Here is a 13616-nt window from a genome sequence, read left to right as displayed (position 1 = left end):
CTGATTGGTCAGATTCGACTAACATTCCGGCGGATAACCTGTCCCGCTTGCGGGATTGACCCCCTATCTCGGTTTAACTTGTGCATTGGTCCTCGTTTAATTCATGAGTTTTTTCTTTGGTTCTATAGCGTTTCACCACTTTTAAAAGGTTTAGACACTTCTCTTAGCCTATCCTTTTTTGTGATTCTTAATGTTTAGAATTTTAAAAGCACAAAAACACCCTGTAGTTGGTATTTTTTTTATGATTAATTTTTAAAAACTTAGTATTTTATAAGTTTTTACGTAGAATACTGTTCCTTCTACTACAGCTTATGTCATTGTTTTCTGATTTGTAATTTTTACCATTACATTGTTTTTATAAAACCACGAAGCATGAGATTTAGGATTCATTTGAGCAAAGCGGAAAGGAGTAGTTACCTCCCCATTAATTATCAGTATGAGCTTTCTTCTGCAATCTATAAGACGATTGACAGGGCTAATAGCGCTTTTAGTCAGTTTCTGCACGAGCAAGGTTTCTTGCTTATAGCAACAAATACCGACTATTTACATTTTCAAGACTGTCATTTGAAGGCTTCAACATTGTCAAAGAAGCTGGGATAATTCATCATTTTGGAGATCATGCTTCATTTGAAATAAGCTTTATGGTTGATAAGGCTACTGAAGGTTTTATTCAAGATTGTACTTGGTTCATTGGTATTTGATGGCTATAAATCGATTATCAAGAGAAATGATGGTGATTCTTTTTAAATCCAAGGCTGATTTGAGAAAAATTGGGGGTGTTCTTTCACATTTTTCAATCAATGTCTATCCAACTATTCTTACAAAATTATTAGATTAAGGAGAAAATGGTCAATTTGGGTTTGAATATTTATTACATCATAGTAATAGTTATTCTTTCGAAAGTGGTTTTGATTTCTCAAAAGAATTGGATGATATCTTTATATAAAATAAGGTTTTTAACACATCGATTTCATTATAATGTTATAATTAAGATGAGGATTTGGGTGCTAATCTTAATTTGCAAAAATTTACATTTATCTTGTCATTAACTAAAGATGTGATTACTGATTAAAATTTTATAACCTTAATATCTAAATCTATTTCGAATTCTCCCCTATGTTTGACCAATTCTACCAACAAGCTTCCGATCAGCTAAAGGTTTCATTTCTCACTGCTATCCTTGAACAAGACGAGCAGCTTAAGGAGAAGTTTATCAACTATTACCTCAAGCCTTCTGACAAACAGTTGGCGCTGACTGTGACAGATCAAGATGATTTTATATTGGCTAGTAAGGATCTGATCAAAGCAAATCTTGAATCCATCAGATTTGATGAACTGAATTTGAGTGACTTTGTACCTACTCACAATGGATATATCCAAGGATATGATGCACTGGAACAAATGGCTGAGGAAGAAATCAGTAGAATCATAGGCGTTCATGTTGCTGAAGTGGAGAGATATTGTTCTATCAATCATTTTGATCTGGCTTTCTTATATATGATCGGCATATATAGAGCTTGTTTGGAAGCTAAGCTAAACAAGGAATACTATGAAGTTCCTGAGCCTACCCTGACGATGCTTAATGTATTTGAAAATCATTTAGACAGCTGTCTGCCTATCTTCAAGGCTATACAAATTCCCGAAGATCAGCTCTTCACCATTGCAACAGTTCTTTTTGATCAGCATAATGAATTAGAAGCTAAAGATTCACATTTTCTATTGTTTTTTGAGGCATGTCTATACAGCCTAATTCATTCTGGATCGGAAGCGAGTATCCTGCTTGATGTCATAGAAGAGAAAAACAAAGCAACACATTTGCCATGGTTGTACACCGAACTACATAGAAAAACTGGGGGAATTGAAAGCTACGAGAAATCTGCACTTAAATATTATCAATCAAGTGTCCATGTAGCTCTAGACCTTTTGGATCTATATAAATCCACAAATAGCAAAAAGTTCAGAAACATCGCCAAGCAATTATGGGATAAAGGTCATTTTCATCATGAATTTGCTGAGCTGTACTTTGAGGTTCTCAACCTAGACGAAGACCCAGACTTATACCTAGAAGTCACACAATACCTGATTAAGAGAAAATTCTCCAAAAAACATTACAAAATTATCCAAAAGCTGATGAAAGAGGAAGGTCGGATGAAGTATTTGAGAACACTCCAAAATGACCACCCTGCATACATTACAGCCTTATGTATGGAAGGTAAATATAGTGAAGCACGCAATCATGCACTTCTCCATACAAACAGATGGAACATTGTCGAGACAATGACCCCTTGCTTGGAGCATGACCCAGAGCAAGGTATAGTCGTCCTTGCGCAAAAAGTTGAAGAACTTCTTCTCAACGAACGAGGAAGAAATTTATATGCAAGAGTAGCTACAATTCTAAAAGTTGCTAGGGAAATACCAGCTATTCGGAGTCAAACTGAAGTGCTGATAAATAAAATAGTCTATACCAACGGTCGCTTGAGTGCATTGAAAGGTGAATTGAGAATCGCTGGTATTATTTAATCAGCTTAATAAGCTCTTTTTTAACCATTCGGCTTATGAATATTTCCAGAAACCATATCTAGTATCTCCAAACCTTAACTAAATTGTTTAAAACGTTTTTTTAAAACAACGTTTTTTATGTAATATTGTTGAATATAAAAAACACTAATGGAAAAGCTTATTCAAAAATATTACCAAAAGCTTGACCGAACCAAGCTGCTCAAACTTAGATCACAAATGTTTGATATTGATTGGTCCAATAGGTTTATAGGAATCAAAGGTGCTAGAGGCGCGGGAAAAACCACCCTACTCTTCCAATATATTTTACTGAAGCAGCTTCCTACTCAAGAAACACTTTATGTAAGTCTAGATGATTTATATTTTACCGAAAATAGCATTTTCAGTTTGGCGGAGCAATTTGTAAATGAAGGTGGTAAATATCTTTTGATAGATGAAGTCCACCGATATGCCAACTGGTCTTCTGAGCTTAAGAATATTTATGATGACTTTCCCGACTTACAGGTAGTATTTACAGGATCATCCTTGATTCATATAGAAAATGCCCGTGGAGACCTAAGCCGAAGAGCTGTAGTCTATGAACTTCATGGTCTGTCGTTCCGAGAGTTTTTGGCATTTCAGGATATTGGCCAATTTGATAAATTGTCTTTAGACGATATATTGAACAGGCATGTGGAGCTAGCTAGACCAATTGTAAATAAGATAAAACCCCTTTCATTTTTTAAGGATTATCTGACATACGGTTACTTCCCCTATTATCTTGAAAATAAAGATGCTTATTTGCAAAAATTGATGGAAACTATCCTCATTGCGCTAAGCACTGACCTTCCTTCAAGCTATAATCTTAGCTATGCAAGCGTTGAAAAGATCAAACAATTACTGCACATCTTGGCAGAAAGTGTTCCTTTCAAACCAAATATTACCAAACTTAGTGAACGCATAGGGGTAGCTCGCAATAGCTTGCTTGATTTTCTGCGTTACTTGGAAGAATTACGAATTGTCAAGCGTTTGTATGCAGACACCAAGGGGATTGGACTTTTGCAAAAACCCGAGAAGCTCTACCTCAATCATCCGAATATTTTTTATGCGCTTTCTTATCAAGAAGCAGATAAAGGAAGTATTCGGGAAAGTTTTTTCATAAATCAAGTTTCCGTGGTCCATCCAATCGAATATTCAGCAAAGGGTGATTTTAAAGTTGGTAAAGATCTATTTGAAATTGGAGGAAAGTCAAAATCACAAAAGCAAATCCAAAATGAACAAAATGCTTATATTATAGCTGACAACATCGAAATAGGCCATAAAAACAAAATCCCCTTGTGGCTTTTCGGCTTCCTTTATTAACCTATGAACATCACAGGAACTCATATCGCATACCTCCAAATCTGTCATAGGAAACTCTAGCTTTTTGCCAATGGAATACAAATGGAGTATACTTCCCAGATAGTGGCTGAAGGAAAACTAATCGCAGAGACTACCTATTTGGATAGCGCAAGAAAATACACTGAGCTAGAGTTGGATGGTATCAAAATAGATTTTTATGATGTCAAAAACAAAGTGATTCATGAGGTAAAGAAATCGTATAAGGTAAAGAAGCGGAGCGCAATCTGTTGGGAGGAAACAAAAAAGGAGGCGCAAAAGTATTTATCCAAATGAACCTGGCAGAAGAAGTGCCGAATTTATCTGTATCCGTTCAGCAGCTACTAATGAAAACATGTTTTTAATAGTGATGGAACTTTAAGGGATTGGATGCAGTCACAGTGGCTGTACTGTACAAGAATAAATGGGTCATAGAAGTGTTTTTCAAGCAGATTGAGCGGAATTTCGAGCTTAAATATTTTTTGTCGGACAGCTCGAACGGAATCAAAATCCAAATATGGATGGCTTTAATCTTTAATCTCTTGTTTACAGTGCTACACAAGCGAATAAAAGAAGCGGAGGATTTTTCCACCATGGTCATGGTGGCATCAAAAAATTTATGTTCCTCTGTCAGTCTGGAAAAATTTCAACTCTATACCGAAGCTTACTTTAAAAGTATATTTTAAAAAGACATTCAAAACGTATAAATCCAATTATTTCTCACTGGATAGGGGGTACTTTTTGAACTATAACAAAAAAGTCCTCTAATATCATTTTAGAGGACTTTATTCTAATTTTCGTAATTATGGTGGACGACAGTAAAAATTGACACAGAAATACTTTTTAAACACCAATTCCGGAGTTGATGACTCGTAGTCTATTTCGTTGCCAGAATTCTTTCTTTCATCTCCTCAAATTGCAAGGAAATACACTATAAATGATTTTAATTTTTGAGATTCTGTTTCCTTTAAATTTGAACTATCGATATGTATTATTTTATTAATCTTACTAATTTTAATTGAAAGTCGCAAGTATCTGATTGCATCTTTGTCAAAGCTTCATTTTGATTTTTTTGACATTGAGTAAATAGCTACAAAGGTCTATATCAATAATATTTTAGGGAGAATTTCCCCAAATGCTTTGATTAAACCCTCTTTCAAAATAAAGCATGTAAATGCATACATATACCTAGCACGTCTAGTCCACCTATGATTAAAACGCTATCTACGAATTTCAATTAAAATGGTTATTTTTTAGTAAATTACGTCTTAATCACCTTACGCTAGATGGCATTATAAATTACGATACAAAATGAAAGGAATGAAGTTTAAAATATTGATACTTTTCTTACTTATTTTCAAATTAAGTTACTCTCAAAGTGACGAACTTGACGGCAACAAATTGACCTATGTCAGAAATGTTATAGAATTATTTAAGCAGAGTAATGTTGATAGTATTTCAAGTGTAATGAATTACCCATTGCGGAGAGCATATCCGATACCGAGTGTAAAAAACGAAATAGAATTTAAATTGAGATTTACTGAAATATTTGACAAAACACTTATTGACAGAATTGCAAATTCAAAGATAGAACAGTGGTCTGATGTTGGTTGGAGAGGCATTATGTTGGACAATGGTGTTATTTGGATAGACAGTTACCAAGGACAAATAATTGCTGTAAACTATCAAAGTGACTTTGAAAAAAAACAAATTCAAGAACTCATTGAAAAAGAAAGAGAAAAACTCCACAGCTCATTAAAAACTTTTGAAAGTCCGATATATAAAATAATGACTCAAAATTATCTTATCAGAATAGACAAATTATCGGACTACAAATACAGGTATGCTTCTTGGAAAATTGGCGAAGAAGAATCATCAAAACCTGACATAATTATAAACAACGGGGAATTAGAGTTTGAAGGAAGTGGTGGGAATCACGTTATTACTTTTACAAACGATATCTATACATACAAAATTTACAGAAATATTATCGGAGAAGAGGACTCGCCAGACACTACTCTTGAAGTTGAAAAAAACGGAAAAATAATTCTAACGGAAAACGGAAAACTAATAGCAGAATGAAAAAACAACGACCCTCTAGTCGTGTATACGGCATCGAGCCATAAGCACTCAGCTTGTCCCACCAATGCTGGAGTGCGCATACACCACGACGCACGCAGTCTTCCAAAAAGGAAGCAGGCTCACAGCACTACCGAGTTATCGGCATGCGGGTCTCCCCGAATCATTCCTAAAAGAAGTGAAAAGTAAGTTCGGGGCAGGTTGTATCACCTATACATGCTTACCCTTCTCTTAAATCTTCCTCTTCGAGATTTCTATAAACTCAGTTACAGTTCACTGGATTATATATTGTTTTTTAAGGTAATAGAATAACCTTCACTCCTTCCCTTTCCCTAAATTACACTGATCCTAATTTTTTTTTTGACTTAGAAAAGTTCAATATTTGAATAATTATATACTTTATTAGTTTTTCGCTAAAAGTAGACGAATGGTCGAGAGGGATACGGGACACGGGAGTAAGACGATTGAAAATAGGGTGTTTTTGGAAATAAATAATATTATTTTACATAAATTTGTATTATTTTAATATAAAGAGGTCACTAAGTATAGAATGTATATTTTACCGAGTAGGCGATAAAAGAAAGTAAAAAGTTTGATGACTCTCATTTGTTACCAGTATTTAAATCAGGAAATTTTCCATAATCGAATGAAAATATCAAATATGATACGGAAAGTCTAATTTTTGTAGGGTAAGGTAATGTTGTTGTTTTAATGCTTTTGCCCCACCTATCAACTATAGTTGCAGGTGAAGTAGCATTTTTTCGGTGTTAAAAAGGTTATGAAAAAATTGACCAAGTAATAACTTGGCTCAGCAAGATTCTATCAAGTCTCCTCTCCAGGATTAGCTTCATGGATTTAATTAGGTAAATTTTGGTTAAAAAGTAAAATGCATACACTTATAATTTAAAAATATTTCCCATAACTAATTTTTGCGCATTGAAAATGCATTTTTGTCCATTTTGGGAGGATTACCTAAAGCATAATTAAAGGAAACACTATTTAAATAGGCGAAAACCTCAGCAATTTCTTCCTTGCTCATTCCCAAATAATGAATGATCTCTTCCTTCTTTTCAAAAAGATTCCCTGAAGTGCTATAACTTCTAACTAATTTTTGCATAGTCAAATATACTATGAAATTTTATCCTGTCAAAAAACAGAAACGCAACAAAAAAAGCCATTCGCTAATACGAATAGCTTGCCAAGTATGGCTCCCCCTATCAACGATGGTTGCAACCGGAATAAGGCATTTTTGGTTTTAAAAGAAGTAATGAAGGAGTTGACTAAGTAATGCTTTTACGCAGCAAGATTGTAAAAAGTAATCGCACCAATATTGTCTTTATGGATTAGATAAAATGATGATTAGATAGTAAAGTATATTTGCATTGAATGAAGAAACTTTACATCATAGCAGGTTGTAATGGAGCAGGTAAAACTACTGCTTCTTATACCATTTTGCCTGAAATCCTGGACTGTAAAGAGTTTGTGAATGCAGATGAAATTGCAAAAGGATTCTCTCCTTTCCAACCAGAAAAAGCTGGTATTGATGCGGGAATATCCATGCTGAAAAGAATCAAAAAGTTGTTGGAGTTAGGGGAGAATTTTGCTTTTGAAACGACACTTTCTACAAGGAGTTACGTACAATTTGTTGAAAGAGCAAAGGATTTAAATTATCAGGTGACCTGCTTGTTTTTTTGGTTAGATTCCGATGAATTGGCCGTTTCTAGAGTAGCAAGGCGAGTAAAAGAAGGCGGACATCATATACCTGAAGATGTTATTAGGAGAAGATATTAGGGCGGTCTTGAGAATTTTTTCAGATTATTTCTGCCCAAAGTCGATAACTGGCTATTTGTAAATAATTCTGGAGACACTTATGAAATAGTGGCAGAAGGAGGCGTTAATGACGTTACAATTAATAACAAGGAATTGTGGGAGGGTTTAAAACAAAAATATTATGGAAACTAAAGAGCAACTAAAAGAGGAAAGAGACAAAATAGTTAAAGGGCTTGAAGAAGCTTATAGGAAGCTAGTGGAATTCAAAAAAGCGAAGAATAGTCCATTAGTTGTCATGAAAAATGGTGAAATCGTGGAGATTGATCCAAATGATGTGCAACCAACCCTTTCATACAAGCGTAGTCAAGGTTGATTCATTAGCTCTAATTTCACGTTTTTAAAAAACTTGCAACCATAAAAAAACCTCCTCAAATTAAAATAAATGGGGATAAAAAAAAAGAGGTCAGAAATGATCTCTTTTTTGAATTTGCTCCCCATACCATGATCAGGAACCTTTTGTTTAAATTAAATATATCTTTTAAAATGATACGGATTCTCAATATTAAAATTAGTAAATGGTATTAATCCGCCTGTAGATGAATAATTTTATAAACTTTGCTATAAAATACTAATGTCTATCCAACACTAACAATCGTTTGTATTCTATTTTAAGGTTAAATTTTAACTTTAATATCTGTACTAGTATTTATGTTCATTTTTCCCCAACAATCAAAAAAGCAAACTAACTTATTCAAAATTAAAGATACTCTGTGCTCACCTATGTGATGTAAAAATTTAATAAAATGATAAAATACTATCATTCATTCTAGTGGATATATGTAGTATCATTATCATGAATATGTATACGCCAAAAAGAACTTTCATTTACTCAGCCCTTGTAGTTGTTATAATCCTGCTTCATTTTTCGGGTACCGCCAAACTCAGTATTTATGCTTTAGATGAAGCAAAAAACGCAGTAGCGGCTTTTGAGATGTATGAAAACAATGATTATTTACTTCCTAAATTCAATGATCAACCTCGATACGACAAACCACCTCTTCACTATTATTTTTTCATAATTGGCTATAAAATCTTTGGTTATAATCCCTTTGGAGCACGTTTTTTTCCTGCTCTTGCAGGACTTTTATGTATGCTTGTCTGTGCCAAATTTGTGAAAGCACAATTTGGTCATCGGGCTACATTTTTCTTTTTACTTCTTATTGCTGCTAACATACATTGGATGGTTCAATTCCATATGGCTGTTCCTGACCCCTTTTTAATCTTATTTTTAACAACATCTTATTTATATGGATTTAAATATTATGAAAGTAGATATCAAGTAATTAAGTATCAATATTATTCCTACCTCCTACTAGGCTTAGCGGTCTTGAGTAAAGGACCTGTTGCGCTATTGCTCTACATCATCACTTTTATACTCTTTATGCTTTTCCAGAAGCGTCTTAGTCTAAAACCTTGGTTTCGTTTTTTTCCTGTATGCTTATTTATTTTAGTAGCAGGTTCATGGTATGCTTTGGTAGGATTAACAACCGACGGGAATTGGCTAGGAGAGTTTTTTCTGAAGCATAATCTTTCCCGCTTCAGTAGTCCAATGGAAGGTCATGGTGGTTCATTTTTGAAAACCTGGTTATTTGTATTCATTGGACTATTCCCATTTGTTATATTTTTACCGAAGGCAATGCATTTTTTATATGTCAAAAAGTTAAGAGAATATGGGGATTCAATTTCAAAAAATAGCTTTTTGCTTTTTGCCACTTTAGCAGGTTTCATAATACTGATATTTTTCAGTTTTGCTTCTACTAGATTGCCCAATTACACGGTCCCTGCCTACCCTTGGTTTATGATGTTGCTAGCGGTTTACTTTGGGAAAGTTAAATCAATTAGCCCCCTTATATTTGTTTGGGGACTAAGTTTACTTTTTGTGTTGACGATTGCTTTTGGAGGATATTTTGGGCTTGCCGAAATCTCCTATTTATCCGATAATAAACGCCTCGCAATATATTTTTTAGCAGGTCTAGTTCCTCTAATTTTCTCCATGGTTTTCATTAGAAAAAAACAGAAACTGAGAGCATTTGCAGGAGTTTCATTAAGTTATGCAACAGTCTCCTTTATCTTTTTCCTTTCAGTAATGCCTGCTTTAGATCAGCAAAATCCTGTCTTACTCACCAAATCAATATGGGACAAAGGCGAGCGAGTTTACTATTATGAAAATTTCAATCCTGCATTCGTGTTTTATTTACGGGCACCCATAGAACGATTGGATCCTTTCACAGCTAAAAGTGGTGATTTGATTATTAGTAGAAAAAAGTATTTGCCAAAACTGGAAAGTGAAGGTTATCTCTATGAAATTATCGCAGAAGAAAATGACTTATTTGAATCTCCGATAACGGTAATTCTTCGCTTGAATTCTACTCCTTAGCGAGACTAATACAGATATAGATTTTGTGTATATGAATTGATTGAGACGAAAGTTCAACCATGCTAATGGAAGTTTCAAAACAATAGCCTTTGCCATAAGATAAGAGGCATATCCAATCCACATCCCTGCCAATACGTCCAAAAGAAAATGCTGCATCAAATAAACTCTACTCACTGCCACAAGAAAGGCTAAGGCAAAAAGAAGAAACTGATAAAAAGGGTTTCTTGCTTTAATTTGAGCTAAAAGAGCTGCTATCAGAAAAGCTGTTGCTGTATGTCCCGAAGGAAAAGTATTGTAGAAAGCAATTTTAACACCTTCTACTGCATGCAGCGACAAATCATTAAAATACAGCATTGGTCGAGGGGCTCCATGAAAAAATACTTGCTTTCCAAGTAATATGAAAATAAAATGAATGAGTGCACCTACACTTAATATAAACCCGTAGGCAGATTTTTTGAAGAAAATTATTGGCACAAAAAGCAACAACATCAATCCATCACCGAGGTGTGTTACATACTTGAAAAATAAATCCGAAATCGGCTGATGAAGATGATTGATATAAATGGAGAAGCCTTCATTGCTGTAATTCAATAAAATTACAAAAATCACTATGCTGCTGAAAAGCATGTAAAATGTAAATGCAGGAATATCTTTATTGAAAGTCATTGATAAAGATTTTTTAAAAAAAGCGAGTTGTTAAAACTCGCTTTTTTGCTACATAAAATTTGTTTCTAAGTATTAAAACCTTCCAGTAATTTGAATACCAAATAACGTGGGTGGGCCTGCTATAAAAGTAGGTGTACCAAATAATAATCCTGTATTTCCAGCGTCAATGAGATATTCTTCATTTAGCAAGTTGGATCCATAAATCGCAAACTCCCATTTTCTATTTTGTGTGTAGTAACCTGCACGGGCATTAAGCAGTCCATAACCATCTTGTGATATACTTTCTTGGTTTTCTTCTTCAAAAAATACCTGCGACTTATAAGTATAAGATGGTCTAATAAATAATCCTCCTTTACCAATAGGGAAATCTCCTAGAACTCCAAAAGAAAAACTATGCTTCGGTGTTAATCTAAATCTATTTCCAGCAAGTTCTTGTGCATTACCATCATTGTCAGTATCATCAAACTTAGCATCGATAAAACTATAATTACCGAAAACTGACAGGTTTCTTGTAAAGGCATACCTAAAACTAGTCTCAAAACCAGCGGCACTTGCATTACCTGCATCTCTTGTGAATGCTTGGATTGTCCCACCTTGATTCTCTACGACAGTAACTTGAAAATTTGAATAATCATAATAATATGCGGCTAAATCATAGCTAAATTTTTTATATAATCCCTTTAATCCCAATTCGTAAGACCAAACGATTTCCGCATTAAGTTCCTCTGCTCCGTCAGGATTTACTTGAATTACATTTGGTCTTCTACCCCTGGAGATATTGGCATAACTATTCAAGTTGTCGTTAATAGTATATGCCAAAACGCCACGACCTACTACAGATGTAAATGATCCTTCACCTTTCACTCTTCCATCGGTAGGTCTGAAGATTAAATTAGGAGCTGCTCCAAACGGATTGCCTAATGCTAAACTTACAACACTTGGCGATCCTTCATATATCGCCTCGTATCCATTGTTCACTATTTCGTGCGTGGCTCTTAATCCCAAGGTAATTGCTAATTTATTGAAATTGTAAGTTCCGTCTGCGAAAGCCTCGTAAGCATTGACTTGACCATAATTTTGATTACTTTCAGTATGTCTTCCTTTTAAAGGGATCCCCAGGAGCGCTCCTGCTGCTAAAAATGGTGTACCATCATTGTTGAAGTTTGGCAATATAGGAAATGCGCCACCTGAAGCTGCATTTAACAAAGGACTCACTAAGGCTACGAAACTATTCTCATTTGTAACGAAAGGAACTTTTTGATATCCATTTTCATGGAAATACGAACCTCCAAAGAATCCAGTGAAATTTCTTTTATTGTCGTAGGCAAATCTAAGTTCTTGACTAAATTGTCTTCCGAACGCTATTTCTGAAAACGATAAAACAGGAAGTTCACTTCCATCTGCATCAAAAGCCTCATCTGAATCAAACTGTCTGAAAGCTGTGATTGAATTCAAAGTAAGGTTGTTGTTCAATAATTGATCGACCAACAGGGTAGTTCCCCAAACATTTCTTTTTATTCCCAAATCTTCGCCTGATTCCAGGTTAGTGGTTCTAAATGGATTTGGTTCTCTTCCTATTGGAGCGACAGTTCCACTTATGAAAGCTGTTCCAGGATAATTATCTTTTTGGTAATTATAGATCAAATCTACGATCGTTTTTTGTGTTGGCAACCACCTTAAAGAGCCTCTCAGTGCACCTGTTTCTTTTCCATTTAAATTACCACCAGAGATATTTTCTATAAAACCATCTCTTTTATTGTACTGACCCGCAAGTCGAAAAAATAATTTATCGGAAATTGGAGTATTTACAAAACCAGAAGCTAGCTGTTGATTATAATTGCCGTAGCCAAGTGTAAGCTCTCCTGCAAAGTCCCTTTGCGCTTTGTTTTGTACGAAATGAACAGCACCAATTTGTGCCCCCCTACCAAATAAAGTCCCTTGAGGACCTTTTAATACTTCCACCCTTTCCATATCAAAAACTTCAATAACCGAGCCTCTTGACTTAGAAATAGAAACACCATCTTGAAAGACAGATACCCTTGGCTCTACTCTAGAATCGCCATTGTCGGAAGTTATCCCTCTTATTACAAAACCTGGATTATTGGGACTTTGTAACTGTACTTGGAGACCAGGAACAAATTCAGAAAGCGCATCAATTTCACGAATATTGAAATCATTGATAAATTTTTTATCATAGGTTGTTACTGCAACTGGTACTTTTTGTATGTCTTCTTCCCTTCTTTGAGCCGTGACAGTTGCCCCTTCTAAAAGTATATCGTTTTCTGACAGAATAAAATCAACGATAACTTGATCAGAACTATCGAGTGTGAAGGATCTTACTTCGCTAGAATATCCAATAAAACTCGCCTCTAATGTATAGGAACCAGGCTGAATGTTAGTCAATCGATATTGACCTCCAATAGAAGTACTTGTTCCTAAATTCGATATCTCTTTTACACGGATACTTACCCCAGGAATTGAAGCACCAGATTTATCTACCACTTTCCCACTAACAGTTCCAGATGTTTGGGCATGGCTTAGACTAAATATGTTTATGAGAATGGTGATTAGTAAAATTTGTTTCATTGATGTGTTTTTTAATTCTCCACAAATATGATTATTGCTCAGATCAAAGCGATTAATAAATAATTAAGATACGAGTTTTTAATATTAAGCTTTTTGGAAATTTTTTGTTCATTTAAATAAAACATCTCAATTTCCACAAGGCAATTTCCAAATAGTGGAAAATAATAACCAGATAAAATTATATTAAAAATGGTATTAACATAAT

At 34.6% G+C, this 13616-nt stretch carries 12 protein-coding genes; 9 read left to right on the top strand and 3 right to left on the bottom strand.

The window, feature by feature from the left end:
- Positions 1 to 372: 372 nt before the first annotated feature.
- From IEV57_RS19555 to IEV57_RS16905, 6 genes are all read left to right on the top strand, one after another.
- Positions 373 to 600, top strand: coding sequence for a hypothetical protein (locus tag IEV57_RS19555; RefSeq protein ID WP_373282268.1), 228 nt, complete (start codon positions 373 to 375; stop codon positions 598 to 600).
- Positions 601 to 1116: 516 nt separating this feature from the next.
- Positions 1117 to 2520, top strand: coding sequence for a hypothetical protein (locus IEV57_RS16925; RefSeq protein ID WP_188444230.1), 1404 nt, complete (start codon positions 1117 to 1119; stop codon positions 2518 to 2520).
- A 147-nt stretch (positions 2521 to 2667) separates the two neighbouring features.
- Positions 2668 to 3858, top strand: coding sequence for an ATP-binding protein (locus IEV57_RS16920; RefSeq protein WP_188444229.1), 1191 nt, complete (start codon positions 2668 to 2670; stop codon positions 3856 to 3858).
- An 81-nt stretch (positions 3859 to 3939) separates the two neighbouring features.
- Positions 3940 to 4170 carry a Dna2/Cas4 domain-containing protein gene (locus tag IEV57_RS16915; protein ID WP_229744551.1) on the top strand — a complete coding sequence of 77 codons (231 nt, stop codon included), beginning with the start codon at positions 3940 to 3942 and terminating at the stop codon, positions 4168 to 4170.
- An 89-nt stretch (positions 4171 to 4259) separates the two neighbouring features.
- On the top strand, positions 4260 to 4559 hold the full coding sequence (locus IEV57_RS19550; RefSeq protein WP_188444228.1) for a transposase: 300 nt from the start codon (positions 4260 to 4262) through the stop codon (positions 4557 to 4559).
- A gap of 625 nt (positions 4560 to 5184) precedes the next feature.
- Positions 5185 to 5955, top strand: a complete 771-nt coding sequence (locus IEV57_RS16905) for a hypothetical protein (protein WP_229744550.1) — start codon at positions 5185 to 5187, stop codon at positions 5953 to 5955.
- Between the two features lie 919 nt (positions 5956 to 6874).
- On the opposite strand, the gene IEV57_RS16900 is transcribed toward IEV57_RS16905, so the two are convergent.
- Positions 6875 to 7069: a hypothetical protein gene (locus IEV57_RS16900; RefSeq protein ID WP_188444226.1), complete on the bottom strand. Its 195-nt coding sequence runs from the start codon at positions 7067 to 7069 to the stop codon at positions 6875 to 6877.
- Between the two features lie 269 nt (positions 7070 to 7338).
- Here IEV57_RS16900 and IEV57_RS16895 point away from each other — a divergent pair, with 269 nt between their 5' ends.
- The 3 genes from IEV57_RS16895 to IEV57_RS16885 all read left to right on the top strand — a co-directional run bounded on the left by IEV57_RS16895 (position 7339) and on the right by IEV57_RS16885 (position 10159).
- Positions 7339 to 7743: an ATPase gene (locus IEV57_RS16895; RefSeq protein ID WP_229744549.1), complete on the top strand. Its 405-nt coding sequence runs from the start codon at positions 7339 to 7341 to the stop codon at positions 7741 to 7743.
- A gap of 160 nt (positions 7744 to 7903) precedes the next feature.
- Positions 7904 to 8095 carry a DUF8506 family protein gene (locus tag IEV57_RS16890; RefSeq protein ID WP_188444225.1) on the top strand — a complete coding sequence of 64 codons (192 nt, stop codon included), beginning with the start codon at positions 7904 to 7906 and terminating at the stop codon, positions 8093 to 8095.
- 486 nt (positions 8096 to 8581) lie between these two features.
- Positions 8582 to 10159 carry an ArnT family glycosyltransferase gene (locus tag IEV57_RS16885; protein WP_188444224.1) on the top strand — a complete coding sequence of 526 codons (1578 nt, stop codon included), beginning with the start codon at positions 8582 to 8584 and terminating at the stop codon, positions 10157 to 10159.
- On the opposite strand, the gene IEV57_RS16880 is transcribed toward IEV57_RS16885, so the two are convergent.
- Together IEV57_RS16880 and IEV57_RS16875 are read right to left on the bottom strand one after the other, a co-directional pair.
- Positions 10109 to 10825 (bottom strand): phosphatase PAP2 family protein, encoded by a 717-nt coding sequence (locus IEV57_RS16880; RefSeq protein ID WP_188444223.1) that lies wholly within the window; start codon positions 10823 to 10825, stop codon positions 10109 to 10111. The two genes, IEV57_RS16885 and IEV57_RS16880, sit on opposite strands and share 51 nt — an antisense overlap.
- 72 nt (positions 10826 to 10897) lie before the next feature.
- A complete protein-coding gene (locus tag IEV57_RS16875) occupies positions 10898 to 13411 on the bottom strand; it encodes a TonB-dependent receptor (protein ID WP_188444222.1) in 2514 nt (837 codons plus the stop codon).
- Between the last annotated feature and the right edge of the window lie 205 nt (positions 13412 to 13616).

This window comes from Belliella aquatica, from assembly GCF_014637795.1.
GTDB classification, from domain to species: domain Bacteria; phylum Bacteroidota; class Bacteroidia; order Cytophagales; family Cyclobacteriaceae; genus Belliella; species Belliella aquatica.
The sequence above is the reverse complement of the archived record's forward strand: the minus strand, read 5'-3'. Positions and strand labels throughout refer to the sequence as shown.